Here is a 25,636-nt window from a genome sequence, read left to right as displayed (position 1 = left end):
TTCATCGGAGGTGTAATTTATATGTCTCAATCATATTATGAACAAAAAGATCTTAAGGATTTTCCTAATATAGTGGAATATGCATCTGAGTTAGGTAAGAAATTTTTCGATTATTACGGTGCTGCCACAAGCGCAGGAACTTTGACAGAACGCGAAAAAGCCTTGATAGCCCTAGCAGTTGCAACAGTTCGTCACTGTCCATATTGCATAGATGCTTATACTAATAAGTGTCTGTCTTTGGGTGTAAGCAATGATGAGATGATGGAGGCTGTGCATGTAGCAGCCTCGATGGTTGCTGGAGATACTTTAGCCCATGCAACGCAGATGCGTAAGATTATAAAGCAGAAAGAAATGTAAAAAAGGGGAGATAGCCAGGCCATGGAGACAAAAGTTGCTGAAAGTTTTGAAAATAAGCTTTGCAGCTTGAATATGATGCCCTTGCGAGCTACAGGAGTGCAAATATTACAGCTTAATATCACTAGACGATGCAATTTATGTTGCAAGCATTGCCATGTCAATGCCTCGCCCAAAAGAGAGGAGATAATGTCTAGAGAGATTCTGGAAGCCTGCCTCAATGTTATTGATGCCAATAATATTTCTGTAGTTGACATAACAGGAGGATCTCCTGAGATGCATCCCGATCTTGCTTGGTTTTTGAAAATGCTCGCAAGGCCTTCTAGACGGATTATCGTGCGAACAAATCTGGTGATATTACTCAATGAACCATGGCGTCGATATTTAGAAATTTACAGTAAATTGGGCATCGAACTAGTGGGTTCGCTTCCCGATTATAATCCCTCGAGAACGGATAGACAACGTGGCGAAAATACGTTCATTCGGTCTATAGAAGCATTGAAGGAACTCAACAAGCTTGGTTACGGAATGTCTGGGTCAAATTTGCAAGTTCATTTGGTTCACAATCCTGCAGGGGCCTACTTGCCCGCAAGCCAAAAAGCGCTGGAAACAGAGTACAAAAAACATTTGCTGCGGAAATACGGTGTACACTTCAATAACCTTTTTGTGATTGTAAACATGCCTATTGGAAGATTCATGGAATTTCTACAAAGAAGCGAAAATTATGGTGGCTATATGGAGGAATTGATCTCCGCCTTTAATCCCGTTGCTGTACAAAATGTAATGTGCAGAACGACCATCTCTGTTGATTGGGAGGGGTATCTTTATGATTGTGATTTTAACCAAATGTTGGGTTTAAAGATTAAGGATGGTCCTTCCCATATATTCGATTTTGATTATGACAAACTTTCCAATAGAAAGATAGTTGTGGGCGAACATTGTTTCGGTTGTACGGCAGGAGCCGGCTCCTCCTGTCAAGGCGAAACAGTTAAATAGTAAAGTTTACAACGAAAAATAAAACTGGGAGGATTGATCCCTCCCAGTTTTATTTTCACGGCAAATTGCCTTGTTTAAACTTATGCCGCCCGCGCGTTGTTGCTGCTTAACGATGATTTTCTGGACTGGGTTTCGGCTACTTTTTTCAGTAATCGCTTCGTCTTCCAGCGCTTGTACCAGCTGGCTAGTGAACCATCAGGGGCTGGAGCTTCCCGCCCGGCAAGGCTTCCGCCGAAAATTAAGTCCAATATATGGAAACCTTGTTTTCCTCCAGCCATCATAGATGCCCTGCAAGCGGCACAATAGGTTACTATGCAATCGGAATTTGCTTCCTGTGCACGTCTCGACATCACACGTTTCGCTAGATCGGGATTAACAGGAACTATCATACCTCCATATCCGCAACAACGCGTGTTTTCTCTACTGTGTGACAGTTCTTCGATTTCATAGCCCAGCTGCTTTACTATCCACCTGATGCCATCATGTATAGATGGAACATCTCTGGTAACACAGGAATCGTGAATAGCAACTGTTATACCCGTATCTTTGCCAATACCTACGGCATCATCGGGAAGACCAATTTCCGGTAGCAGTTGCCATAAAGATTTGACACTTATATGCTCAGGCAAGTACTGCCTGAAGGTATTATAGCAGGACTGGCAGGCCACTATAACTTCTGTAGCGCCCAGTTTTTCTATTTCCTCTATGACGCTGTCAAATTTATGATGGAAATCTTCCATCATTCCCAATGCCTTTGTAGGTTTTCCGCAGCATTTCAGTATAGCTCCGGTTCCGGGCAACTTCTCTTTTAAATATGCATAAATAGCACCTACGGCCTCGGGGTTATATGAAGGCAAGCTACATCCCGGAAAAAAGACCCTGACAGTCTTACCTGTATTTGTGTCGGGAACGGTAACGTTAAAAAGTTTAGAAAAGCCAAGTCGTTGATGTGCCAATATGGGCTTATGTTCCTTCAATGGAGCTAACCCTTCTTGAACTAATTCCTTTCTTATGTCGCTAAATCTGTCTCCCAGCTTAAACTCCTTTGGACATTGAAGCGTACATTGGTCGCACATGTTGCAAGAGTAGGGAACTAGGGGATTAACCTCATTGCTTTTAAGGATTTCTTCGAAAAGCTCCCTTGGACAGTGAGCGAAATCATTAAGCATTAAGCATTCTTGCATGCATAGCCTGCATTCGCATTGCAAACAGCGCTCTGCCTCTCTGCGAGCCATTTCTTCGGTAAAGCCTAGATTTACTTCTTTAAAATCATTGATTCGCTCCTGTGAAGGCCTCATGCGTGTTTGCACTCTCGGCAAGATTTCCTCCCCTTCAATATCCTTTTCCAACCATGTATCAAAAGGACCTTCCCAGGTGAGGTCTCTGTCTGCAAACAAATCTTTTCCTTCCAGGTATCTGTCTATTGATATTGCTGCCTTTCGCCCGAGGGCTAAAGCTTCGATGACAAACCATGGCTTTATAACAACATCACCGGCTGCGAAAATTCCCGGGATGTTGGTCTCTAATGTTTCCGGAAGGACTTTTATCCTTCCGTTTTTTTCAAGCTCCAGTCCAATCTCTGTTGGGATAAAAGATGTGTCAGGTCGTTGACCCACTGCGAATATAATACTATCTGCGTCTATTTCAATTATGTCATTTTCGTCGTAACTGGGATTGAATTTACCTTCTGCATCAAAGACGGAAAGGCACTTTTTAAATCTGATGGCCTTAACTTTTCCATTTTTCCCCAGTATCTCCTTGGGTCCGTAACCGTTGTTGACTATAACACCTTCATCTTCCGCTTCTTCCACTTCCCAAGTATGGGCCGGCATCTCATGCCTTTGTTCAAGGCAAAAGAGTTGTACTTCTTTGGCTCCTACTCGTAGAAGCGTTCTAGCAGCGTCCATGGCGACATTTCCTCCGCCAATTACCACTGCTTTATTGCCTACTTCGACAGGTTTTTTCTCACTAACGTCCTTTAGCAGTTCTAGTGCGCCCAATACTCCATTCAAATCATTACCAGGAATGGGAAGGATTAGGCTTTTTGTAGCGCCAGTAGCTATCAATATGGCATCATAATTGTCCTTTATATCGTTAAAAGATATATCCTTACCTACTTCAGTTCCCGTTCGAATCTCTATACCCAGTTTATAAAGATAGCTGTATTCAAAGTCGACAATTTCCCTTGGCAATCTATACTCAGGTATACCTACCTGCAGCATCCCTCCCGCTTTAGGTAGCTTTTCAAATATAGTTACGGAATAACCCTTTTTTTTCAAATCTATGGCCGCCTGAGCCCCTGCTGGTCCTCCTCCTATAATAGCTACAGATTTGCCTTTATCTTGTTCACAGTGCAGGTCCCAATCGCTCGGGTTATCAAATTGAGATGCGAACCTTTTCAGCTCGGCTATAGACATAGGGTATTTCAAGTCCCCTCGTTTACATCTTTCCTCACAGGGGTGAGCGCAGATGCGACCCAGCGTTCCCGGCAAGAAGAGTTTTTCTCGGATTAACTTGATCGCATCCTTATATTTTCCTTCCGAAATCATTTGTATATAACCCTTTGCATCCGTATGCATAGGACATGCCGCTTGACAAAAAGGGGGTGCGTCTCCCATACATTCTTCTACTATCTCTTTCATTTTCTCTATAACATCAGGCGGATATTGTTTTACTTTTATCTTTTCAGTCATTTAGCAAACACACCTCCATGAACAAAATTTGAATGGTTTAGACGTTATCTATAACGTCACCTTTTTTCTTTCGAATCCAGCCGGGAATTAAAGATATAATTACGAAGAAGACTGCGGCTATGCTCAAATAAATAAATGTCTGCTTCATATCTCCTCCCTGAGACAGAGACCCTCCAGCAAAGCTATAGGCTATGGTGCCGGGCAACATGCAAATCCATGATACCAACATGTAAGTTGTCAGCGATATTTTTGTCAATCCATATACGTAATTTTGTACGTTAAAAGGAAAAATAGGAACCAATCTCGTGATCATAAGCATACGCCATCCGTGTTTTTTTACGCCTTCGTCGATTTTCTTGAGCTGTGGAGATTTGTTTACCCATTCTTCCACCATGTTTCTCGCCACATATCGGGCTATAAGGAAAGCTGCAGTTGCTCCCAACGTAGAACCGATAGAGGAATAAACAGTTGCCCAAAGGGGGCCGAAGGCAATCCCTCCCACTAATGCAACAGGCAATCCCGGCAAAAAGAAGACACAGGCCGCTATCCATAGGATTATATAAATAACGGGTCCCCAAATTCCAAAACTTAAAATCCATTCTCTTATCCTTGAAATATTTTCAAGAGTCAAGTAGGAAAAAACGCCTAGTCTATGCAGTATCAATATGATAGCCCCAATAATGACTACTGCAGTCAAGACTCTTTTAATGTTGCCGGAGGAATTTTTCGTTTTTTGATTTTTTAGGTTATTTACAGTCATATTGAACACTCCCTTCACTTATCTTTTGCTCATACAACTTTAACGTTAAAGTTGTATGAGCAAAAGATAAGTCTTTCGATTATTTTCAAATCGAGAATTACTTTCCCGTTTCCACAGGTAAGTCCAAAGCTGTCCACTCTACCCATGATCCATCGTAATTCTTGACGTTGGGGTATCCTAAGAGGCGATGTAGCACAAATGTTGTATGTGCCGCACGATAGCCTCCCTGGCAATATACGATAATTGTTTTATCGGGAGTAACACCCTTAGATTCATAAAGTTCCTTAAGTGCGTTAAATGATTTAAAGTGCCCCTTTTCATCCAGAGCCTGAGTCCATTCAACCCAAACGGCTCCGGGAATACGTCCCGCTTTTTTGGCACCCTTGAGAAGTTTTTCTCCAGTGTATTCTTCATATGATCTCACGTCCAAAATTACGACGTTAGGGTCATCTAAGGAAGCTTTTACATCTTCAGCTGATGCATACTTTGAATTATCCACGCCATTTATAATGTAAGTCGTGGCTTCAATCTTGGGGGATAGCATTTCCTTGTTAAAGTTGGCGGATTCCCAAGCGGCAATATCACCGTTTAAAAGTTTAATGTTTTTGTGCCCATAGCGATCCAATATCCACCATACCCGGGCAGCTGCATTGTTTGGAGTGTCTCCGTATATTACCAACGTATCATTATTTTTTAACCCTAATGCTCTCAAAGTTTCTTCAACTTGTTCTTTTGATGGACACATGTAAGGATAGGGAGAACTTTTGTCGATGAAATTGCCGAAATCTAGGTTGACGGCTCCAGGTATATGACCCAACTTATATTTCATTCCCCCCCTTACGTCGATAATCTTGACCTCTCCTTTTTCGATATGCGAATGCAATTCATCGACACTAACTATTGCGTCGGGATTAGCATAATCTGACGCGAAGGCGGTTCCTCCAATCCTAATCAAAATAAACAAACATAACAGAGCAAACAATTTGACCTTTTTCAACCACATTGCCATCTAACACCTCCATATATTGCATTAGTTATCACTATCACCTGTGCTAATATGCACATGTTTAACATTCGTAGTACATTTTTACATTTACCTGTATAGGTGTCAAGGGGATTTGAAGTCATTTAAAAAATTTGTGTTATTGGTCATTGGACTAAATTGTGCACTTTTATAACTTTTTTTATTATGAATAGTGGAATCTTACTCTATATAGTCAGGCATTGTTTTTGATGTGTAAAAATTTTTTAAGTAGCTCGTATACTATTGCTTTTCCCATTTGCATCGATGGTTTTTTATAAAATTCAGCAAGTACCTCAAGAGAAACACCTGCATAATATCCTAAAATGATGAGCTGGTTGACGAAGAAAACTTTGCAAAGACCGTATTGTTGCCATCTTCTTGGAGAGGTCATAACCTTTTGAGGGAGGATCGTGGGCTTGTTCCCTGATTCCTTAGTTAAATTTTTGATCAACAGGAAATCCTCCATGATGGGTACTATTGGAAATCCGCCGACATCTTCGAAAAGTTTTTTGTCAACGAAAATAGCTTGATCACCATAGGGCAAGCCTAAATATTTACTTCTTGCATTAGCGATCATTTCTGTAGCACGAAAACCAAGGCCACTGGCATCTATACCTAGGCTAAAGGTTCCAAAGGAAAAGTTATTGACATAGGCTTGTCTTATGGCGCTGTCAAATCCGCCGGGAAGAGATGAATCAGCATGCAAAAACAAAAGTATTTTGCCTTTAGCATATTGGGCACCGGCATTTTGTTGGACGGCCCTTCCTTTTTTTGAATATATTAACTTAACATTACATTTCTTAACGACATCCCTAGTTCTATCAGTGCTGCCTCCGTCCGCGACGATTCTTTCGACCTTTACTCCTCGGGCGTTTTCTAAGGTTTTAGCTATATTTCTCTCTTCGTTCAACGTTGGGATAATAACACTGATAAAGGGCAACCCCTGCCAACCTATTTTTCTTTTTGCTTTATCAAATATTTCTATATCACCAAATCTGTCTACATCTTTTAACAATGTAAGACTACAGACAGAAAGGCCAAGCTTTTTTGCTTTTCTTATGGTTTCTTCGAACACAGTACTGCTGCCCCAGGTAATATGTTCAAATAAATCGGGCTCAAAGTTTTTCATACCGATCAAATAGTATCCACCGTCGAAGGCAGGGCCGATAACGATATCGCTGTGTTTGCAAGCTTCGATTGCTTCCAAAACTAGCTCAGCGTTGATCTCAGGACAATCGCTTCCTACGACGATAACAGGTTCTTTGTCTTTTTTTAAGCCATCTGCTATAGCCCGTGCCATGCGGACACCAAGTTCTCCGTCACCTTGTTGTACGTATTCAAGCCCGTCGCCAAGCCAAGAGATCATCTGGTCTAAAGTAGCTCCGTCAAATCTGACCTCCAATTTATGGCCCCGAGAAATTAAAGGCCATAAATTGGAAAGGGCGAATTCTGTCATTTCTTTTTGCAGCCGTGCTGCCTTGTCCTCTCCGATATCTTTTGCAAGGCGTGTTTTTACCTTGCCGCTTTCGGGGTACTTCGTGAAAACCGCTATGCGTGCCATCTTTGCCTCCTTGTTATATTTTTTTATACTTTTTGTCCAACTCATCCTGAAAGAGTTGACAACATAGAATCATTTTTTTATTTTATACACGTATTTTATTGAGATTTATCACTTATCGCAAAACCGGCTAGGAGGATTGGTTATGAAGAAGTTCGGGATTGCTATATTAATCTTGGTTATTGCTTTGGTTGGCGGAATGCTATGGTATCGTGGCCGTGGCGTGGAGGTAAAGTCGGAAATAGAGTTAAGAGAGCAAGAGGGAAAATATGCCGATTACGCTAACTCTGATATTGTCGTGTCTGCGGTAAGGGCAAAGGAGATAATGGAAAAAGAAGATGTGTTGATAATAGATATCAGAAGATCCATTGCCTACTCCTTAGGTCATATTCCAGGAGCCGTCAATGTATGGAGACCTGATTACAGCGCGGATAATGACGAATACCCCTTTGAAGGCATGAGATGCAGCAAAGAAAAGATGGAGATATTATTGGGAAGTTTGGGTGCTGACGAAAATACCTTCATACTTTTGTACGATGACAGGGGAGATTATGACGCCGCAAGATTTTGGTGGCAGTTAGATATGTATGGGCACAATAAGGTTGCTTTGATAGATGGAGGATTAGATGGCTGGAAAGCTGCCGGTTTCGAAATGACGACGAGCAAGCCGGAAATCACTGCGAAAGAGTTCAGGTTTAAAGGAGAAATGGATTTACAGAAATTAGCAACATTAGAAGATGTCAAAGAAGCAATGTCCGACCCGGATTCCATAATACTTGACGTGAGAGCCTTTGATGAATTCACGGGAGAAACATTGAAAAGTGGTGCATACAGAAAAGGCAGAATTCCCGGTAGCATCTGGATAGAGTACAAAGAAGCTCTTAATGAAGACAATACCTTCAAAACAGCAGATGAGCTGAGAGAAATATACGAATCTAGGGGTGTAACTCCCGATAAAAATATAATAGTTTATTGTCAATCGGGAGTACGTTCTGCGCACACTACTTTCGTTCTGACTCAATTGCTTGGTTACGAAAACGTGAGGAACTATGATGGCTCTTGGATCGAGTGGAGTTACTACGAAGAGTTGCCGATAGAGACGGGAGAGCCAAAGTAAAATAACGCAAACTTGAAGATCTTGATAATTGGAGGTATGGATTCCCCATACCTCCAATAAGTTTTTAGCTTAACCGCGAGAGTGAATTTAAAACACAGCCCGCCTGCAGTGCCGCTCCGATGGGAAGGCATTCCTCGTCAATGTCAAATAGATCGTTATGACCGGGATGGGTTATTCCTCTTTCTTCGTTCCTGCACCCCAGTTGATAGAATGCGCCTGGCACCCTTTCGAGAAAATATGCGAAATCTTCGACTCCCATGCTCGGTTTTTCAAGTTCCAGCACCGAGTTTTCGCCGAGAAAAGAGATGGAGGTATCAACTACCAATTGGGCCCATGCGGGATGATTTATTAAGGCAGGGTATCCTTTGATCCTTTCCAAAACTCCCTGTCCTCCCATGGCTTTTGGAATAAGTTCCACATATTGCGCTATTTTATCGTTTAGCATCTCGCGAGTTTTTGGCGATAGAGTTCTCAAAGTGCCGGTCAGCGTTACCTCATCCGCTACGATGTTATTTTGACTGCCACCTTCTATGGTTCCGAAGGTCAATACGGCAGAATCTCTGGGATCCGTCGCCCTGCTAACGATTGTTTGCAAAGCACAGATTAGTTGCCCTGCTATTACTATGGCATCAATGCCTTCGTGGGGATAGGCGCCATGAGTGCTTTTGCCCAATACCCTAAGGGTCAGGACGTCTGAAGCGGCGTTCATTTGATGAAGTCTTATACCGATCTTTCCCGTCGGTATTTCCGTAGAAACGTGAAGTCCGAAGATAGCCTTGACGTCTTTATCCAGCACACCGTCTTTTATCATCTGCTTGGCCCCGCCTACCGTTTCTTCGGCCGGCTGAAAGACCAAAAGGACGTTGCCCTGCAGGCGGTCCTCAACTTCTTTTAACAATTTTGCTGCTCCGAGCAATATCGACATATGAGCATCATGACCGCAGGCATGCATAACGCCAGTATTTTGTGAGGCATACTCCACTTCTTTTTTGTCCTGGATTGGCAATGCATCCATATCGGCACGGAGGGCAATTGTATTGTCTCCCTTTCCTTTTATAAACCCTACTATTCCGTAATGATGTTCAAATGTCTTAAAAGGAATTTCTAAATCCTTTAGGTAGTCCTTTATCTTTTCCCTTGTTCGCCTCTCCTCTGTCGAAAGTTCAGGGTGTTTATGAAAATCTCTTCTGACTTCTGTCATCCAATCCCTAATTTCTGCTGCCCTATTCATCAAGGTTAGAGTGGACATGATTTAAACGCTCCTTTTTTGTTGAACTTTGTGGTCGTTCAGATAGAATATAATGAACCTTTTGATTAAACGTCAATGATGACTATCACTGTTTTTGTGACTGGAAAGTTTATACAGCAGGCCAGTTTTTTGCGGAGGGAGAAAGCATATGGCAGTCGAAAATTTGGAAATTTCTTTGTCAGAATTGAATTTCGATACTCTAGCTAAAGATGGTGATAAATCTAAATTAAATTCAGAGATGGTTTACCAACGGTTGGACGAATTGACTTCGGTTGCCGGTAAATTGGTAGATCCCACATTGCTCTACGAAATTTGCCCCGTCAGCGTGAAGGATGGCAGGCTTCTTTTTTATGCGGGAGATGAAATATACTCCTTAGACATCAATGACGGTTTATCCGAATTAACCCCTGCCAGGGAAGTTGTCATAGGTTTAATTACCCTAGGTTCGGCCATTGAATGGGAAATACGAAAATATAATTCCGAAAACCAACTGCTGGCCTCGTATCTTTTAAGTGAGATTAGCATATCAATGATGGGGCAACTTATTGCAAAAACGAAAAAGATGATTATGGATTTGGCCCGCACCAAGGATTTTTGTGTGAGCCTAGTTCATATTCCCGGCTCCACTCCCGGGTTGTCTCTATCGATACAACCCTTCATATTAAATGTCTTGAAAGGCGAAAATAAAGGTATTACGGTAAATCAACATATGATGATTGAGCCATTTTATTCGGTTACTTTCTTGGTTGGCATTGGAACAGCATATAATAATCACGATTTATACCCCAAATGTCCGGGTTGTTCTCGTGCAAAAAGCTGTGCGTGGAGAAACCTTTAAGGAGTGGTAGGCGTGCAATTTCTAAAACGTTTTGACGAATCTAAAGCAAAGGAATTAATGGATGAGGTTCGCGGAAGAGTAGAGGATATATTGAATCAGATTAGGCTGGAAGGTTGGGATGCCCTGGCCAGGATATGCGAGTCCTTGGATGGATTCGCACCTTCAAAGATAAAACCAGATGAAATCCAAGAAGCTTGGCAAAAATTGTCCACTGAGATGAAAGAAGCCTTAAAAGTTGCAGAGAAAAACATCAGGTCCTTTCATAGGGCTCAAAGAGAAATATTAAAAGACTTTACATGCGATATTGACGAAGGGATAAAGGCGGGAATGAGATTTATTCCTGTAAAAAGCGCTGCCGTCTATGTCCCCGGAGGCAGATACCCCTTGCCCAGCACTGTTTTGATGGGAGTAATACCTGCACAAGAAGCCGGAGTAGAAAGGATTGCGGTTTTAACTCCTCCCGGCAGGGATGGCAGGCCTAATTCGGTTACGCTTGCCGCTATGGGAATGCTTGGCATAAGGGAAGCTTGGGCCATTGGAGGTGCACAGGCAATAGCGGCCGTTGCCTTTGGGGCTGGCGATATAAAACAGGCGGATATCGTCGTCGGGCCAGGCAACGCCTATGTCACGGAAGCTAAAAGGCAAGTTTTCGGCATCGTTGGCATAGATGGGCTGGCCGGTCCGAGCGAAGTGATGATAGTTGCCGACAGCAATGCAGATCCGAAGTTCCTAGCCGCCGACATGGTAGCCCAACTCGAACACGACCCCAGCGCAAGGGCTATGCTATTGACCACAGATGAATCCATTGCCAAAAGGGCGATAGGAGAAGTTTATAAACTGCTTGATAATATAAGGACTTCATCCGTAGCTTCTGTAGCGTGGGAAAATGGCGGGGCTGTTGCTGTAGGTACATTGGAGGAAATTTCACGGATGGCCAATGAGGTTGCTCCGGAACATCTGGAACTGGCCGTTGAAAAGCCTGAATCCGTGCTTGAGCTTTTTACTTGTTACGGCGCTGCCTTCCTTGGAAATTATTCTCCCGTACCCTTTGGTGATTATATAGCGGGCACAAACCATATTTTGCCAACAGGAAGGTCGGCAAAATTCCAAGGCGGTTTATGGGTTGGCACCTTTCTTCGCCCTCTGCAGCATTTATATGCCTCCAAAGAAGCAGCCCTCAACCTCGCACGGCATGGAGCAAGAATTGCCGATGCTGAGGGTTTAGCTGCTCATAGCCTGTCTATGCGCATGCGTGGTCTGTATTGACGGGCTAAAAATCAGGGGAGGTTTAACTTGTCTTTGATTGTCCTTACGTCGTCATATATTCTTCCAATTGCGTAAAGAACTATCCCGTTAATGCATATGGCTATCCCGGATGGGATCGTCACTATTGGTATCATGATCAGAATTCCTAAGATTATTCCTACTATCCCGATTATCCTTAACGTTTTACCCATCTAAAAGCCTCCCTGGAAATTTTTTATGCATTGTAAGTAATATTATCCTCGATCGGTCATAAAAAATGTACACCAATTTTTTCTTTGTGGTATATTTGTAGCTAATTTGCCCCATTGAACCGCCTGGGGTATATATTGCATCGTCGTTTTGTTTCTTTTTATAATAACACTTGGGAGGTGTTTAACGATGAAGGTCAGAAAGATTGTAGTATTCTTGATTACCCTGTTGTTCTTAAGTAGCGTTGGATCTTTTGCTTTTGCGGCGAAAAGCGATTGGCCTCAGCAGTTGAGGTTCCCCTCTGGTCCTCCTGGAGGTACGTGGTTCGCTTTAGGAGGTGCCATTTCAGATATGTGGACCAAAAATGTGATTCAAGTCGGCAGCGGCAGTGGTGGGGGAACGAGTAACATTGTCAATATTGCGAGAGGCCAAGCGGATCTTGGGCTTTCTGTGACATCGGCTTTGGGTGCAGCAGTCAAAGGTATAGACCCTTTTAAGGAGCCCGTTAAGGGGGTAAGTCTTTTCGCAAACCTTTACAGGCAGTATACCTATTTTATTATGCGTAAAGATTATGCCGAAGCCCAGGGCGTCAAGTCCGTCAAGGATATAGTCGAGAAGAAGCTGCCCATTCGTTTTGCCACGTTGAAGCCCGGAACTTCCTCCGAAATGGCAATCCGCGGTATTTTCGAAAGGGGTTATGGTGTAACCTGGGATGATATGAAAAAATGGGGAGCATCGATACAGTTTGCATCCTATTCGGATGGCGCTGATCTGTTGGCAGACAACCATCTGGACTGCTTTGCCTTTCAGGTAGGAAGAATTTCTCCTGTAATTATGGATATCGAAAGTCGCGTTGACGTAGTTTTGCTTCCTGTCGACGAGGAAGCCCGCAGTGCCATGTCGGAAGTATATGGCACCACAACATTTAATATAGAAGCAGGATTATATAAAGGAGCACAGGAGCCGGTGCCCACGGTAGGCGACTATACCTGTATTGTTGTAAGAGATACCCTACCCGAGGATCTGGTATATGAACTTGCGAAAGCACTGTGGGAAAACAAGGAAAGTCTGGCGGAAGCCTTTGCCGATATCAAGGAGTTAAATCCCAAGGAAGCAATCACCGAAGGAGTGCCGGCTCATCCCGGAAGCATAAAATTTTGGTCGGAAGTTAAATAAAGATATTAATCGCAATTTATATTGGGCGGATAGCTTTTACTATCGTCCGCCCAATTAATTTTTGCAAGAATAAAGGGTGATGAAGTTTGAGGAGTTTTACTGGTCCTTTGAGATCTTTTGTTTACGTATATATAGTGTGCATGGGCTTGTTCCATCTTTATACAGCCGTATTTGGATCTCTTGAAGCCTATTTACAACGAAATGTGCATTTACTATGGGTATTGCCTTTGACATTTTTGTTATTTCCTCCAACTAAGCAAAGTCCAAAGGATAGAGTTCCCTGGTTTGATTGGTTGCTGGCTTTTTTGGCCACGCTGCCGGGTTTATATGTAATATTTAATTACGAATCTATAATTTATAGAATGATCCAAGTTGATCCTGTAACCGTTACTCAGATAGTAATTGGGACGTTGCTCGTTGTTCTTTTGCTTGAAGGAACGCGACGGGTGGTGGGTTTGCCTTTAGCGATTATTGGGGCACTTTTTGCTTTGTACATGTATTTTGGTCATTACATGCCCGGAATATTTAGAGCCTATCCTTTTTCCTTTGATAGGATCATAGAACATTTCTATCTCACCGATGAAGGTATCTTTTCCTCCCCCTTGGGCATATCGGCAACTTACGTGATGATCTTTCTAATATTTGGAGGATTTTTGGAGAAATCGGGGACAGGCACATACTTTATGGAGTTGGCTGAGGCATTTGCGGGACATTCTCCTGGCGGGCCGGCCAAAATTTCTGTCTTAAGTTCGGCGTTTTTTGGCTCCATATCCGGATCGGCAGTGGCCAATGTTTATGCGACCGGGGCTTTTACGATACCTCTTATGAAACGGACGGGATATTCACCAACCTTTGCAGGTGCCGTCGAGGCGGTTGCCAGTACGGGTGGGCAAATAATGCCCCCTTTAATGGGAGCAGGCGCTTTTATAATGGCAGCTTTTTTGGGGGTTCCTTATAGGAATATCATGATTGCTGCTTTCGTCCCGGCGGTTTTGTATTACGTAGCCGTGTTGGTGATGGTGCATATTAGGGCCTTGAAGATAGGGTTGAAAGGTCTTCCCCGCGAAGAACTTCCGTCGCGTGCCAACGTCATCAAGAAGTCGTATCTTTTAATTCCACTCGGCGGATTGGTCGTGATGCTTTTATATGGTTACACACCCATGAGAGCAGCTGTCATTAGCATAGCCTTGGCCTGGGCAATGTCTCTTTTCGATAAACACTATCGCATGGGTCCAAGGGCAGTTATCGATGCCATTCACGACGGATCTAAGAACATTTTTATCGTTGCCATAGCATGTGCTACTGCTGGAATTGTCGTCGGTTCTGTGACCCTAACGGGTTTTGGCTTTAAAGTCGTAAGTTTTATATTCTCCTTGGCCATGAACCTTCCGTTTTTGGCGCTATTGTTAGTAATGGCACTCTCTATTATTCTGGGTATGGGGCTTCCTACAACTGCAGCATATATAGTAGCATCGGCATTGACAGTTCCCGCTCTTGTTAAATTAGGGTTTACGGCTTTGGCGGCAAATATGTTTGTGTTTTATTTTGCAGTTATATCTAACATCACGCCTCCCGTTGCATTGGCTGCCTATGCCGCTAGTTCCCTTGCAGGCGCCAATCCTGATAAGACCGGATTCCAGGCGATGAGGTTGGGTCTTTTGGCTTTTGTAGTTCCCTTCGCTTTTTGCTACGATGGCGGTCTTTTATTGCAGGGCAATGCAGTTTCCAACATATTGGTCCTTCTGGGCGGCTTATTTTCTGCCGTTGCATTAGGTTGTGCTTTGGAAGGTTATTCAAATAAGCCAATAGGTCTTTTATCAAGAAGCTTGTTTTTGGTTTTCGGTGTATGTTGTCTGTGGCCTATGGCTACAATAAAATTAATTGGCATTGTGGCTATAATAACGCTTTTTGTCCTTGCTCGAAGGGGCAGCTTTCATAAAAACGATATGTGATGCTAGATCAAGAGATAAAGCCAGGCGTTGAAACAAGGGGAGATAGATGTGGATACCATAAATTATGAGCAGTTTGTTGCTGTGGATATGAGAGTGGGGAAAATAGTGAAAGTTGAATACAACGAAAAGGCCAAAAAGCCTGCGTATAAATTATGGGTCGATTTCGGCGGCGAGATTGGAGTTAAGCAATCTAGCGCCCAGGTCACAGAGCTTTATTCGCCTCAGGCTTTGCAGGGAAAATTGGTAGTCGCTGTTGTAAATTTCCCCCCGAAAATTGTAGCGGGCTTTAAAAGCGAGATCCTGGTTCTTGGCGTTCCCAATGATGAAGGAAAGGTACTTTTGTTATCCGTTGACGACAACCCTCCTTTGGGGTCGAGAGTGTTTTAATTTTGGTGCATTATCGATCGTGATGGATTTTTTGGGTGAAGGAACTCTCAAAATTTTAAAGTTAAAAAGTACTTGACTTATGTCAAATAAGGTGTATGATAAATTTGTCGATAGGCGCCATCGACGTAAAAAATTTTTAAAACGTGTATTTAGGAGGCAACATTAGTGAAAACACAGGGTACAGTCAAATGGTTCAACGAGTCCAAAGGTTATGGTTTCATCACAGCAGACGGCGGTAAGGACGTTTTCGTTCATTACAGCGCAATCCAGCAAGATGGTTTCAAAACATTAGCTGAAGGTCAGAGAGTTTCTTTTGAGATAGTCCAGGGAAGCAAAGGGCCACAGGCTTCTGAAGTATCGGCTCTATAAATCTTAAAAACGAAGATAACATAAGCCTATCGCAGAGGTGCCCCATAGGGGGCACCTCTTAAATTTTGTGTGATAGCATATAAATTAAGGAGGCCCTTTTATTTTGCCCCCTTAATTTCGTTGGAACGTTAGTCTTAGATAAAGAGGATGTTTATCGTTTTTTATGATTGAGAGTTAGCGTCGATATTACGAGCTGCGTTAATAACGAGTTCTTGGACGAATTTCTTGCGTTCATTTTCATTGTTTATGCTAATATAGTCATTAAGTACATCGAATGTGTCTAGTCTTGCTGATTCAACAATCTGAGTGAACATATCAATGATCTCATTGGTATGCTTGTTGATAAATCTTTTCTTGGTTTTTTCCAGTTTTTCTTGTGTTTTAATAATCATTTCCTCTATAGTGCTTCTTCTTCGTCTTCTACCTCTACCTTCCGGCAATTTAAACCCTCCTTTTCGTATTAAATTTTGGACCTATTATACTATCGTGAGACAATTAAATCTACATGCATCGCAATATTTTTTTAATTTTTTTATAGATATTGAAATGAAATATAAAGAAATCGATAACATTAATTTCAAGATGTCATATGCAAAAATGTCCCTTTGCAATCATCTATGTTCTAGTAACTCTATATCCCCTCATGATTTTTTACAGTAACTAGTTTTTTATTTGTTCCCTGTGGTGTAAGCCGGTGAGTTCAGAAACCATAAATGTGAATATAATCCCAGTACCTGGTTCATTAAGTTTTCCAATATCGACAATGGCATCATATATTGCCTTATATTTGTTGACTTCGCTTAGTATTAATATAACCTCCTTAGAGGCTTCGATGCGAAGGTTAAAAAATCTCAAAGCCTCTGATTGACCAGTCCCTCTTCCGTAGAGGATAGTCGCACCTTTGGCCCCCGCCTTTTTGGCTCCTTCAACAATTTTGTCGGCCTTGCCTCTTTCTACGATGGCAACAATACACTTGACATCCATAAACATCCCTCTCCCCATTTGCATCAGTATTTATATTTTCGTCAATATGCCTAATATCAATACCGAGATCATGGCTCCTATAGACGTTAGTCCAACAATACCAAAACCGCTGGTAAGTGGGTCGACGTTCTCTAGAACTTTTGCCAGGCCGATAGCTATTGCCATGTTGATGGGTATATTTACCGGCCCCGTGGTTGCGCTGGCCGAATCCATTGCTATCGAAATAAATTCATCGGGTGTGAATAGTATTAATATTAGAACGAGTAGGAGCAAAAGGGTAATTATTTTTGCATAGGGGATATCGAATAAAATTTTGTATATGCCTATGCCCATCCCGACGCCGAAACCGACGGCAACTGCGTGTGTCAGCGTCTTATGAGGTATTGCTCCTATTGATACTTCTTCCACTTCAAGTGCCAGGGTTTTCAAAGCCGGCTCGACCAGCGTTCCGAGATATCCAATAATAAAAGCAGCTCCTACAATAAGCCATTTATTGCTCATGAATACTAAATTCTCTCCTACCGAATCTCCCAAGGGATGCAAGCTCATGAGCACCCCTTTCAAAAAAATATGTAGACCGAAGATGCACAATAAAATTCCAAAGATGATATCCTTGACGTTTTTTATTGGCCTTTTTAATATGACCAATTGAAATAATATGAGAATTACAGCTAGAGGCAGTACACTTCTTGTGGTTTCCAAGAAATCCTTGAAATTGGCCAATATTCTCATGTAATATTTTGACCTCCTATGTCATATAATGATGAATATTTAACCATGTGTTAAACAATATATCTGAAAAATAATTACTGTCTCAGGGAGAATATCTTGTTTTAAACATAAACTTATATCATTAGTTAAAAGCGATCTCTTTAAAAAGCGATATTTATATTGAACATGCTGCATTTGGTTTTATTCTTATTGCCCTTCTTATTATATAAGACTTTACGAATATTTGTTACACTGTGCCACATACGATCTATACCAAGGCCATGATTTAAAAATGATGTATTCATATTTGCAATGCAATTTTTTGGTGAGAGGGTTTGCCTCATGGAGATTATAAATTCTTTTAATATACTGATTTTTTATGGCATTTCCTGCTTGCAAAAAGTTTGGATATGTAGCTATACTATGGTGTAGACTATAAGGTGTAGTCGGGGAAGAGCATATTCGATGAATGTAGAGCTTAATTTACAGGGAGGTCGAATGCTATGGAAGTTCTCAAGGTCTCCGCAAACTCTCAACCAAAATCTGTCGCAGGAGCTATAGCTGCAGTCATGAGGGAGAAGGGTGCAGTGGAAGTGCAAGCTGTAGGTGCAGGGGCAGTGAACCAGGCTGTCAAGGCAATAGCAATTGCCCGGGGCTATGTAGCTCCTAACGGCATTGATCTGATTTGCATACCTGCTTTTGCAAAAATCAGCATAGATGGCGAAGAAAGGACGGCAATTAAGTTTCAACTTGAATCAAGATAATCCTTGTAGATGTTTGGGTAAATCCCCGACGTAGATGCACGAAAAAGCGCGGCATCGTGGTGGCCGCGCTTTTTACTATTCCGATCTTTTGATATCATAATTTTCAACGTCAATAAATATCATCATATGTAAATTAACAGGAGGCGTCGATGCGCTATGGATATAATTAAAGCACCGCGGGGTGTAAGGGATATTCTTCCCGATGAGGCTTGGAAGTGGGCCTACGTTTTAGAGACGTCGAGAAAAGTCGCAGGTTTTTTTGGTTATAATGAAGTACATTTGCCGCTTTTCGAACATACAGAACTTTTCTCCAGGGGTATAGGAGATTCGACGGATGTAGTGGAAAAGGAAATGTACACTTTTTTAGATAGAGCGGGTAGAAGCTTAACCTTGCGGCCGGAGCTTACGGCTTCAATGGTCAGGTGTTATTTGGAGCATGGCATGTCAAAGAAGGTTCAGCCGGTTAAACTTTGGAGCGCAGGACCAATGTTTAGGTATGAGCGCCCACAAAAGGGAAGATATCGTCAGTTTTGGCAATTAGATGTCGAGGCTCTTGGTTCAGAAGCTCCGGAAGTCGACCTGGAGATCATTGCCTTCGCTATATATTTATTTAATGCGCTTGGCCTTTCCAATCTTGAAGTCGTGATAAACTCGGTAGGATGCCCTGTTTGCAGGCCAGGTTATAGAGATGCATTGAAAAGATATGTGGGAAGTAATTTCGATGCGTTATGCAACACATGTCAAAATAGATTTGAAAGAAACCCCCTCAGGATTTTGGATTGTAAAAACGAAAGGTGTCGTGAAATAATGAAAGATGCCCCGGGTATTGTGGATTATTTGTGCGTCGAATGCAGCGAACACTTCAAAAGAGTGAAAGAGGGCATGACAATTCTTGGCATAAACTATAAAGAAGATAAAAATCTCGTTAGGGGTTTGGATTATTATACAAAGACGGCCTTCGAGGTCCTTTCGGGGGAGCTTGGCGCACAAAATGCCGTATGCGGTGGCGGAAGATACGATAACCTTGCTGAAACGATAGGTGGACCTCACGTCCCGGGTGTGGGCTTTGCGGCGGGGATAGAACGCATAGTCCTGACCATGGAAGGGCAAGGTTGCGATTTTGGCCAGCAACCAGGTATCGATGTATTCATAGTGACAGCTGATGATTTGGCTAAAAATAAGGCATTGAAATTGCTCTACGACTTGAGGCGCGAGCAAATTAGCGTCGATATGGACTACACCGGTAAATCAATTGGCTCACAGCTCAAGACAGCTTCAAATAAAGAAGCAAAACTTGCCTGCATCTTGGGCGGTGTCGAGATTGAGAAGGGCGTTGTTACTGTAAAAGACCTCAGGAAAGGTTCCCAAAGCGAAGTGGCGAATGATTCCTTTATAGATTACGTAAAGGCAAATTTAGCTGGATAGCTTGGCTATGGAGGCGAATTCAATGTTTGACGCAGTGTTCGATGAAAATTGGAAAAGAACCGTTTATTGTGGCAATGCAACCGAAGACCATATAGAGAAAAAAGTTGTTATTAACGGGTGGGTGAGAAAGCGAAGGGATCTGGGTGGCATTATATTCCTTGAGATATGGGATCATACCGGTTTAGTTCAGGTGGTCATTAACCCCGAGACGAGCGAATCAGTTCACGAAAGGGCAAAGCAGCTGAGAAGCGAGTATGTGGTTGCCATCAAGGGTGTAGTTAAAAAAAGGCCTGCCGGAACGGAAAACCCATCTTTAAAGACCGGTAATGTCGAAATTATAGCCGACGACCTCATGGTGCTATCTCCATCAACTTTGCCGCCCTTCGATTTAAATGAGGCCAGCGCCATCGATGAGAATATAAGGCTTAAATATAGATATTTAGATTTAAGACGTGAGGTTATGCAGAGGAATTTGCGCCTCAGAAGCAAAGCGGCGAATTATACAAGAACGTTTTTGACGGATGCAGGTTTTGTTGAAGTGGAAACTCCGATGTTGACCAAATCGACTCCTGAGGGGGCAAGAGATTATTTGGTTCCGAGCAGGGTAAACCCTGGAAAATTTTATGCTCTTCCCCAGTCTCCGCAAATTTTTAAACAAATATTGATGATCTCCGGGTTAGACAGATATTTTCAGATAGTTAAGTGTTTCAGAGATGAAGATTTGAGAGCAGATAGACAACCGGAGTTTACTCAAATCGATATAGAAATGAGCTTTTTGACGGAGGAGGATATCTTTGAGCTAATAGAGGACTATATGAAGGGATTATTTCGCGAGACTATAGGGGTGGAAATACAAACGCCCTTCCCGCGTTTAAGCTATTCAGAAGCAATGGAGCGCTTCGGTTCGGATAAGCCGGATTTGAGGATCCCCTTTGAGATTGTCGACTTAAAAGCAGTCTTTCAGGGCAGAGGTATTAGGGCTTTCGAAGTTGGAGAAAGAGGGGCAATTAAAGGTTTTGTGCTTCCTGGCGGAGCTTCCCTGTCCAGACAAGAGATGAGCACTATTGAGGGGAAGGCAAAGGAACTGGGAGCCAAGGGGTTGGCTTATTTTCAGCTGGGGAACGAATTGAAAGGTCCCATGGTCAAATTCTTGGACGAAGACGGAAAGAAGCTCGTTATAGAAAAATCACAACTTTTTCAAGGGAACGCTCTATTTGTAATGGCAGATCAAGATAGGAACAAAGTATGCGAGGTATTGGGACAACTTCGTTTGGAAGTCGCACGGAAGTACGATTTGATCGAAAAGGGCAAATGGGCCTTTCTTTGGGTGGTCGATTTTCCTTTATTCGAATGGAGCGAAACGGAAAACCGATATGTTTCCGTTCATCACCCCTTTACGTCTCCTAAAAACGAGGACTTGTACTTGTTGGAAAGCGAACCATGGAAGGTCAGGTCTCGTGCCTACGATATAGTTCTAAACGGTAATGAGGTCGGCGGAGGTTCTATAAGAATACATGACCCTAAGGTGCAGGAGAGTGTTTTTAAGGCCCTTGGATTGGACGAGGTTGAGGCAAAAAATCGGTTCGGCTTTTTGTTGTCTGCGCTTTCTTACGGTACACCGCCACACGGGGGGATTGCATTAGGGTTTGACAGATTGGTAATGCTCTTGGCTGGTGCCAAATCTATACGAGATGTCATTGCCTTTCCTAAAACTCAGAAAGCTCAGTGTCTGTTGTCCGGTGCCCCGTCTTATGTAGACGAGCGTCAACTTGAAGAGCTTCATATTAAGGTAACGGCCACTGATGAGGAGGAAGGTTAAAAAAGTGGGTTCTAGGTGCTTAAAGGGTCGAGGAATTATTCTTGGAGGGAGATTTGAAAATTGGATTTACGACTTAAATGGAGATGAAACGTTGAATGGCTTTATCTCCGCCGAGGGTTGGGAAGAAGCAAAACTTATGAATGCCTGGTATGAAATAAACAAAGACACTTCCGTTTCAGCAATGATATCTGATGAAAGTTTTGTTATTCGTCTTATGGGAATTGAATGTGATGAATCGGGTCATTACAGCTCATCGCGAATTAAGGTGGTGGCAGAATGCGATTTTTAATTATCAAAACCGGCGAGACAGAGCTTCTTAGGGATTCCGCCATAGGAGGTGTTTCCGATGGCGAGGTGTTCAGGAGCGGAGTATTGCTTTCTCGTCTTGTGCCAGACAACGAAGTATATTGGTATGGTGTCCCCGGAAAGTTACAGGCGCTCTTTCCTCCTGTAGAAAATTTGCATTTTATAGATATATTGGAAGAAGTCCAAAAACCCGATGTCATTTTTTACCTCGAAAGGACTCAAATCCCTTTCCCTGAGGAGTGGGCATCCAAAGTAAAGGGATTTTATTTCGACGGAAACCGTTGGCGAACAAGGCCAAGATTTCCGGAATTGGAGAACTTAATAGATTCAAACGACAACAGCAGGCATTCTCATCCTCACTGGCTTTACAAGTTGTGTGGCATGCAATGGAGAGGCGAGCCCTATTGGTCTTACATCCGTATACAGGGTGGCAATCTCCGTAAGCGTCCCTTAGTGGGGTTAAATCCTCGTGTAGGACTAAAGTGGCCACAAAAAGCTTGGCCCATGGAGTGCTGGTGGAGCCTGGCAAAAAAGCTTCAAAGCGCAGGATACGAAGTCGCGTGGCAGCCGGGAGGAACTATGGTCGGTTATGCCGATTGGATTTATAACCTCGATTTGCTTATAAGCGTTGATACGCTTGGCCTTCACGTAGCACTCGGAGGAATGGTCCCGGTGATAGGTCTTTTCGGTCCTACTTCTCCAAAGGAGATACCGAAATGGGGAGTAGGGCTCTGGTTATGGGAACGGGGAGGAAAAATGACTCATTCCGTCGAGAGGGTGTTTTTTGCAGCGCAGAGATATCTAAAATCCATAAAGAGCGGCTACGTAAAGGGGATAATTGAGACATCCCTTTTGGATGACATGTCGTAGCGAGTTCGAAGTAAGCAGCATTGCTTGGACAAAATCTCCTGTGGATTTGCCCTATAAACAGAAATGTGAGGGTTACAGTATAATGTAAACGTATAATCTCGATACTTGCTGGTATTCAAGAATTTTTTCGATGAGGAGGCGATGGTAAATGGCTAAAGTGACATACCTTGGGCATGCGGCCTTTTATATCGAGGGTAAAGGTTTAAAGGCGTTAGTAGACCCCTTTTTGTCGGGTAATCCTAACAGCGCTTGGAAGCCAAGCGATATAAAGGAGCTGAATTTCATATTTATAACTCATGGTCACGATGACCACTTGGGAGATACGGTTCAAATAGCCAAAGAAACTCAAGCCACTGTTGTGACTAATGCGGAGATATCCGGCTTCTTGTCCTCCAAGGGAGTTAAATGTCATGCTATGCACATAGGAGGAAGATACGCCTTTCCCTTCGGGCGGGTCAAGCTAACTCCGGCATGGCACGGATCTGGGATCACCGATGGGGACAAAATGTTGTATGGAGGCACTCCCTGTGGATTTGTCATCGAAGTGGACGGCAAAAAGGTATATCATGCCGGCGATACAGGACTTACTGTGGAGATGAAACTTCTCGAAGCCGAAAACATAGACCTTGCCATCTTACCTATAGGAGGAAATTACGTTATGGATATCGATGACGCCGTTAGGGCAGTCGAACTTATACAGCCCAAAAAGGTAATCCCAATGCACTATGGAACTTTCCCCGTCATAGAGGCAGACCCCGCGGAATTTAAGTCAAAGGTTGGATCCTTAGCCGAAGTCGTCATCTTGGAACCGGGGCAAAGTTGCGAAGTATAATGAGTAAAAACGGGCGAGGCGCCCAGTAATTTATCAAGTTTGGTTAGATTAGTATCTAAGGCCAAATACCGGATGAAATATCCTTTCGTCGTGCAAAAATTGGACCTGTTCTTCCAAAGCCTCGTGGGCGGTCTCGCCCAACTCCACCGAAAGCACGGAAGTTAATATGTGGGCTAAAAACAATGGCCCGATAATGCTGCTTCCGAATGTAGGACTTAGGGCGCTGGCGTAAAATTGGAGAGTGGCCACGGAACAAACGGGAGCGGCTGCAGTGTCGGTTATGGTAACGATTGTTGCCTTTTGAGATGCGCATTTTGTTATGGCCTCCGTAACTTCCACGACATAGCTGGGTAATTCGCAAACGATGACCATGTCCCCTTCTTTGATGCCCCGCACTTGCTCTAAAATCGCCAAAGAACCGCGTTTGATGAGATGCCCGGTAAGCCCCATTACCCTGAAGCGCATATAGAAAGTTTCAGCTACCAGCGAGGAAATGCCCCAACCCATGCAATAGATGTTTTTCGCTTTTTTAACTAGTTCCACGAAATCGTTAATTTTTTCTCTATCCAGCATGCGCCATGTGTTATCGAGGTTTGCGTGCTCTGTATCCAAGATATTGGGAAGTAGGCCCTCGCCCCGTTCTTTTGCTCTAGCCAACATGGTTACGGGATCTATTTGTTCCAATATGGCCATTTGGAGGGCTGTCTTTAAATCGGCATATCCCTGGAAACCCAAAATTCTTGCCACACGGACCAGTTGAGCTTTAGAAACGTTTAATTTATCCGCCACCTCGCCTATTGAATAAAAAGCCACCTCTCTCATGTTAGACAGCAAATATTCTGCTACCTTTCTGGCTTTTTTAGGCAACGTCGGTATTTTATCTCTCAATAGAGATTCGAGCTCTTCTCGGTTCATGCTCCACACCGTCCTTAAATGAATCAGATAAGATATTTTTGTTCAAAATTAACAAAAAAAGTTTACAGGTTAACTGTACAGATGTCAATCCTTCGAAGGGTTACTTTAAGGTACCAGTGCTTTCGTAGGAAAACTCGATAAGTTCTTGCCCGCTCTGGCAGAGCAATTTCCAATATCTATCCCGACTTTCGTTTTATTTTTATATCCCTGTCCCACTTTGATTTTCACGTTTTTTTCGGAAAGCCGATCTAACAATCCCTTATCTTTCAATCTCGCTAGGGCTTAAATTAAACTACTGCAACATACAGAGCAAAGGGGAGAGCTTCTGCATATCGATCCAGTTGACGTGCTATAGGTGAAGCGGCAGCTGAGTGAATTGGCTTCCGCGATAACCCCATTTCAAATACCTTTGCCTTTTTTTAGGTCCATTGATCTAACGCCGTACTTTTTTCTTTGAATTGCCCTCGGTCATTTTAAGCGTTCAGGGCAAGCACCAGATATAACTTGCTGCCTGTATCCAATTTAAATGGGATTGTAAAACTTCGAACGGCATCTTCTGCAGAGGGAACGGCGACGATAAATTCACCCGTCAAAAGTTGGGGTGGAGTGATAGATATTTCCTTTTCGTTGAATTTAATAAAGGCCTGACCGCTGATCATATTTGTCAACTCTCCAAAGGCGCTCATGGCAAGGGGGTCGTTAAAATCCGGGTTGACAGCTCCTCCCGACATGGTGGTAACGATTTCACTAAATGCCTGCTCGTCGGCTAAAAGCCCGATAGTGCCATTGACGGTTGATGTTACGAAACCTATCAAAGCCGCTGCTCGATTGTTAGGAGCCTTAGTCTCAGGAGAAATCTCAGACTTGTCTAGGACGGCACTTATACCGAGGTTTTTGCATACGCCTATCAATGCGCCTGCAAAACTGTTAACTATCTTCGTTATTGTAGCTGTATCTGCCATGACTTTACCTCCGAAATAGATTTAAATAGAAAAATGTAAGCGTTAAACCCACTAAATAATACCACTATTTTTAAGCCCCGTGTTAAGCTTCAAAACAAAATGTTTCTTAATTTAAAGCAA

At 43.0% G+C, this 25,636-nt stretch carries 26 protein-coding genes; 15 read left to right on the top strand and 11 right to left on the bottom strand.

The window, feature by feature from the left end:
- Positions 1-21 precede the first annotated feature (21 nt).
- Both HMPREF1705_RS02285 and arsS read left to right on the top strand, forming a co-directional pair.
- Positions 22-357 (top strand): arsenosugar biosynthesis-associated peroxidase-like protein, encoded by a 336-nt coding sequence (locus HMPREF1705_RS02285; protein ID WP_009200321.1) that lies wholly within the window; start codon positions 22-24, stop codon positions 355-357.
- Positions 358-378: 21 nt separating this feature from the next.
- Entirely contained in the window at positions 379-1,350 is a 972-nt protein-coding gene (arsS, locus tag HMPREF1705_RS02280) for an arsenosugar biosynthesis radical SAM (seleno)protein ArsS (protein WP_009200322.1), read from the top strand.
- 80 nt (positions 1,351-1,430) lie between these two features.
- On the opposite strand, the gene HMPREF1705_RS02275 is transcribed toward arsS, so the two are convergent.
- From HMPREF1705_RS02275 to HMPREF1705_RS10580, 4 genes are all read right to left on the bottom strand, one after another.
- On the bottom strand, positions 1,431-4,043 hold the full coding sequence (locus tag HMPREF1705_RS02275; protein ID WP_009200323.1) for an FAD-dependent oxidoreductase: 2,613 nt from the start codon (positions 4,041-4,043) through the stop codon (positions 1,431-1,433).
- Positions 4,044-4,080: 37 nt separating this feature from the next.
- Positions 4,081-4,803 (bottom strand): TVP38/TMEM64 family protein, encoded by a 723-nt coding sequence (locus HMPREF1705_RS02270; protein WP_009200324.1) that lies wholly within the window; start codon positions 4,801-4,803, stop codon positions 4,081-4,083.
- A gap of 97 nt (positions 4,804-4,900) precedes the next feature.
- Positions 4,901-5,812, bottom strand: coding sequence for a sulfurtransferase (locus tag HMPREF1705_RS02265; RefSeq protein WP_009200325.1), 912 nt, complete (start codon positions 5,810-5,812; stop codon positions 4,901-4,903).
- Between the two features lie 208 nt (positions 5,813-6,020).
- Positions 6,021-7,388: a TIGR04283 family arsenosugar biosynthesis glycosyltransferase gene (locus tag HMPREF1705_RS10580; RefSeq protein WP_071804866.1), complete on the bottom strand. Its 1,368-nt coding sequence runs from the start codon at positions 7,386-7,388 to the stop codon at positions 6,021-6,023.
- A gap of 142 nt (positions 7,389-7,530) precedes the next feature.
- On the opposite strand from HMPREF1705_RS10580, the gene HMPREF1705_RS02255 reads away from it, so the two are divergent.
- Positions 7,531-8,502: a sulfurtransferase gene (locus HMPREF1705_RS02255; RefSeq protein ID WP_009200327.1), complete on the top strand. Its 972-nt coding sequence runs from the start codon at positions 7,531-7,533 to the stop codon at positions 8,500-8,502.
- A gap of 64 nt (positions 8,503-8,566) precedes the next feature.
- Here the strand turns inward: HMPREF1705_RS02255 and HMPREF1705_RS02250 are convergent, their stop codons facing one another.
- A complete protein-coding gene (locus HMPREF1705_RS02250; RefSeq protein WP_040347756.1) occupies positions 8,567-9,751 on the bottom strand; it encodes a M20 metallopeptidase family protein in 1,185 nt (394 codons plus the stop codon).
- A gap of 148 nt (positions 9,752-9,899) precedes the next feature.
- Here HMPREF1705_RS02250 and HMPREF1705_RS02245 point away from each other — a divergent pair, with 148 nt between their 5' ends.
- Together HMPREF1705_RS02245 and hisD are read left to right on the top strand one after the other, a co-directional pair.
- Entirely contained in the window at positions 9,900-10,589 is a 690-nt protein-coding gene (locus tag HMPREF1705_RS02245) for a hypothetical protein (protein ID WP_009200329.1), read from the top strand.
- Positions 10,590-10,601: 12 nt separating this feature from the next.
- A complete protein-coding gene (gene hisD, locus HMPREF1705_RS02240) occupies positions 10,602-11,855 on the top strand; it encodes a histidinol dehydrogenase (protein WP_111089532.1) in 1,254 nt (417 codons plus the stop codon).
- Positions 11,856-11,866: 11 nt separating this feature from the next.
- On the opposite strand, the gene HMPREF1705_RS02235 is transcribed toward hisD, so the two are convergent.
- Positions 11,867-12,046 (bottom strand): DUF5362 family protein, encoded by a 180-nt coding sequence (locus HMPREF1705_RS02235; protein WP_009200331.1) that lies wholly within the window; start codon positions 12,044-12,046, stop codon positions 11,867-11,869.
- Between the two features lie 187 nt (positions 12,047-12,233).
- On the opposite strand from HMPREF1705_RS02235, the gene HMPREF1705_RS02230 reads away from it, so the two are divergent.
- The 4 genes from HMPREF1705_RS02230 (at position 12,234) to HMPREF1705_RS02215 (ending at position 15,928) form a co-directional block, all read left to right on the top strand.
- Positions 12,234-13,220, top strand: a complete 987-nt coding sequence (locus HMPREF1705_RS02230; protein ID WP_009200332.1) for a TAXI family TRAP transporter solute-binding subunit — start codon at positions 12,234-12,236, stop codon at positions 13,218-13,220.
- Between the two features lie 86 nt (positions 13,221-13,306).
- Positions 13,307-15,172: a TRAP transporter permease gene (locus HMPREF1705_RS02225; protein ID WP_040347759.1), complete on the top strand. Its 1,866-nt coding sequence runs from the start codon at positions 13,307-13,309 to the stop codon at positions 15,170-15,172.
- A gap of 48 nt (positions 15,173-15,220) precedes the next feature.
- Positions 15,221-15,559 carry a tRNA-binding protein gene (locus HMPREF1705_RS02220; protein WP_040348343.1) on the top strand — a complete coding sequence of 113 codons (339 nt, stop codon included), beginning with the start codon at positions 15,221-15,223 and terminating at the stop codon, positions 15,557-15,559.
- A 165-nt stretch (positions 15,560-15,724) separates the two neighbouring features.
- Positions 15,725-15,928: a cold-shock protein gene (locus HMPREF1705_RS02215; RefSeq protein ID WP_009200335.1), complete on the top strand. Its 204-nt coding sequence runs from the start codon at positions 15,725-15,727 to the stop codon at positions 15,926-15,928.
- A 161-nt stretch (positions 15,929-16,089) separates the two neighbouring features.
- Here the strand turns inward: HMPREF1705_RS02215 and HMPREF1705_RS02210 are convergent, their stop codons facing one another.
- The 3 genes from HMPREF1705_RS02210 to HMPREF1705_RS02200 all read right to left on the bottom strand — a co-directional run bounded on the left by HMPREF1705_RS02210 (position 16,090) and on the right by HMPREF1705_RS02200 (position 17,644).
- Positions 16,090-16,368: a hypothetical protein gene (locus tag HMPREF1705_RS02210; RefSeq protein WP_040347761.1), complete on the bottom strand. Its 279-nt coding sequence runs from the start codon at positions 16,366-16,368 to the stop codon at positions 16,090-16,092.
- 220 nt (positions 16,369-16,588) lie between these two features.
- Entirely contained in the window at positions 16,589-16,912 is a 324-nt protein-coding gene (locus tag HMPREF1705_RS02205) for a P-II family nitrogen regulator (RefSeq protein WP_040347763.1), read from the bottom strand.
- A 30-nt stretch (positions 16,913-16,942) separates the two neighbouring features.
- Entirely contained in the window at positions 16,943-17,644 is a 702-nt protein-coding gene (locus tag HMPREF1705_RS02200; RefSeq protein ID WP_009200338.1) for a DUF1538 domain-containing protein, read from the bottom strand.
- Between the two features lie 482 nt (positions 17,645-18,126).
- Here HMPREF1705_RS02200 and HMPREF1705_RS02195 point away from each other — a divergent pair, with 482 nt between their 5' ends.
- From HMPREF1705_RS02195 to HMPREF1705_RS02170, 6 genes are all read left to right on the top strand, one after another.
- Complete coding sequence (locus HMPREF1705_RS02195) at positions 18,127-18,387, top strand: stage V sporulation protein S (RefSeq protein WP_009200339.1); 261 nt, start codon at positions 18,127-18,129, stop codon at positions 18,385-18,387.
- A gap of 156 nt (positions 18,388-18,543) precedes the next feature.
- Positions 18,544-19,812: a histidine--tRNA ligase gene (gene hisS / locus HMPREF1705_RS02190; protein WP_009200340.1), complete on the top strand. Its 1,269-nt coding sequence runs from the start codon at positions 18,544-18,546 to the stop codon at positions 19,810-19,812.
- 22 nt (positions 19,813-19,834) lie between these two features.
- Positions 19,835-21,631 (top strand): aspartate--tRNA ligase, encoded by a 1,797-nt coding sequence (gene aspS / locus HMPREF1705_RS02185; RefSeq protein WP_040347765.1) that lies wholly within the window; start codon positions 19,835-19,837, stop codon positions 21,629-21,631.
- Positions 21,632-21,635: 4 nt separating this feature from the next.
- A complete protein-coding gene (locus tag HMPREF1705_RS02180; protein ID WP_242603494.1) occupies positions 21,636-21,920 on the top strand; it encodes a hypothetical protein in 285 nt (94 codons plus the stop codon).
- A complete protein-coding gene (locus HMPREF1705_RS02175; RefSeq protein ID WP_009200343.1) occupies positions 21,908-22,807 on the top strand; it encodes a glycosyltransferase family 9 protein in 900 nt (299 codons plus the stop codon). Before HMPREF1705_RS02180 ends, HMPREF1705_RS02175 begins: the two co-directional genes overlap by 13 nt.
- A gap of 148 nt (positions 22,808-22,955) precedes the next feature.
- Positions 22,956-23,639: a metal-dependent hydrolase gene (locus HMPREF1705_RS02170; protein ID WP_009200344.1), complete on the top strand. Its 684-nt coding sequence runs from the start codon at positions 22,956-22,958 to the stop codon at positions 23,637-23,639.
- A gap of 48 nt (positions 23,640-23,687) precedes the next feature.
- On the opposite strand, the gene HMPREF1705_RS02165 is transcribed toward HMPREF1705_RS02170, so the two are convergent.
- The gene (locus HMPREF1705_RS02165) at positions 23,688-24,554 is read right to left on the bottom strand and encodes a MurR/RpiR family transcriptional regulator (RefSeq protein WP_009200345.1); all 867 of its coding nucleotides are present in this window, start codon (positions 24,552-24,554) and stop codon (positions 23,688-23,690) included.
- Positions 24,555-25,027: 473 nt separating this feature from the next.
- Positions 25,028-25,516 carry a chemotaxis protein CheX gene (locus tag HMPREF1705_RS02160; protein ID WP_009200347.1) on the bottom strand — a complete coding sequence of 163 codons (489 nt, stop codon included), beginning with the start codon at positions 25,514-25,516 and terminating at the stop codon, positions 25,028-25,030.
- Between the last annotated feature and the right edge of the window lie 120 nt (positions 25,517-25,636).

Origin of the sequence: Acetomicrobium hydrogeniformans ATCC BAA-1850 (genome assembly GCF_000160455.2) — a bacterium.
GTDB classification, from domain to species: domain Bacteria; phylum Synergistota; class Synergistia; order Synergistales; family Acetomicrobiaceae; genus Acetomicrobium; species Acetomicrobium thermoterrenum.
This window is presented reverse-complemented; position numbering and strand designations above follow the sequence as displayed.

What these genes read in the sequence shown, in the direction of transcription:
- HMPREF1705_RS02285 (WP_009200321.1), top strand. Translation starts at nt 22, where the DNA reads ATGTCTCAATCATATTATGAACAAAAAGATCTTAAGGATTTTCCTAAT.
- arsS (WP_009200322.1), top strand. Translation starts at nt 379, where the DNA reads ATGGAGACAAAAGTTGCTGAAAGTTTTGAAAATAAGCTTTGCAGCTTG.
- HMPREF1705_RS02275 (WP_009200323.1), bottom strand. Translation starts at nt 4,043, where the DNA reads ATGACTGAAAAGATAAAAGTAAAACAATATCCGCCTGATGTTATAGAG.
- HMPREF1705_RS02270 (WP_009200324.1), bottom strand. Translation starts at nt 4,803, where the DNA reads ATGACTGTAAATAACCTAAAAAATCAAAAAACGAAAAATTCCTCCGGC.
- HMPREF1705_RS02265 (WP_009200325.1), bottom strand. Translation starts at nt 5,812, where the DNA reads ATGGCAATGTGGTTGAAAAAGGTCAAATTGTTTGCTCTGTTATGTTTG.
- HMPREF1705_RS10580 (WP_071804866.1), bottom strand. Translation starts at nt 7,388, where the DNA reads ATGGCACGCATAGCGGTTTTCACGAAGTACCCCGAAAGCGGCAAGGTA.
- HMPREF1705_RS02255 (WP_009200327.1), top strand. Translation starts at nt 7,531, where the DNA reads ATGAAGAAGTTCGGGATTGCTATATTAATCTTGGTTATTGCTTTGGTT.
- HMPREF1705_RS02250 (WP_040347756.1), bottom strand. Translation starts at nt 9,751, where the DNA reads ATGTCCACTCTAACCTTGATGAATAGGGCAGCAGAAATTAGGGATTGG.
- HMPREF1705_RS02245 (WP_009200329.1), top strand. Translation starts at nt 9,900, where the DNA reads ATGGCAGTCGAAAATTTGGAAATTTCTTTGTCAGAATTGAATTTCGAT.
- HMPREF1705_RS02235 (WP_009200331.1), bottom strand. Translation starts at nt 12,046, where the DNA reads ATGGGTAAAACGTTAAGGATAATCGGGATAGTAGGAATAATCTTAGGA.
- HMPREF1705_RS02230 (WP_009200332.1), top strand. Translation starts at nt 12,234, where the DNA reads ATGAAGGTCAGAAAGATTGTAGTATTCTTGATTACCCTGTTGTTCTTA.
- HMPREF1705_RS02205 (WP_040347763.1), bottom strand. Translation starts at nt 16,912, where the DNA reads ATGGATGTCAAGTGTATTGTTGCCATCGTAGAAAGAGGCAAGGCCGAC.
- HMPREF1705_RS02200 (WP_009200338.1), bottom strand. Translation starts at nt 17,644, where the DNA reads ATGAGAATATTGGCCAATTTCAAGGATTTCTTGGAAACCACAAGAAGT.
- HMPREF1705_RS02195 (WP_009200339.1), top strand. Translation starts at nt 18,127, where the DNA reads ATGGAAGTTCTCAAGGTCTCCGCAAACTCTCAACCAAAATCTGTCGCA.
- hisS (WP_009200340.1), top strand. Translation starts at nt 18,544, where the DNA reads ATGGATATAATTAAAGCACCGCGGGGTGTAAGGGATATTCTTCCCGAT.
- aspS (WP_040347765.1), top strand. Translation starts at nt 19,835, where the DNA reads ATGTTTGACGCAGTGTTCGATGAAAATTGGAAAAGAACCGTTTATTGT.
- HMPREF1705_RS02175 (WP_009200343.1), top strand. Translation starts at nt 21,908, where the DNA reads ATGCGATTTTTAATTATCAAAACCGGCGAGACAGAGCTTCTTAGGGAT.
- HMPREF1705_RS02170 (WP_009200344.1), top strand. Translation starts at nt 22,956, where the DNA reads ATGGCTAAAGTGACATACCTTGGGCATGCGGCCTTTTATATCGAGGGT.
- HMPREF1705_RS02165 (WP_009200345.1), bottom strand. Translation starts at nt 24,554, where the DNA reads ATGAACCGAGAAGAGCTCGAATCTCTATTGAGAGATAAAATACCGACG.
- HMPREF1705_RS02160 (WP_009200347.1), bottom strand. Translation starts at nt 25,516, where the DNA reads ATGGCAGATACAGCTACAATAACGAAGATAGTTAACAGTTTTGCAGGC.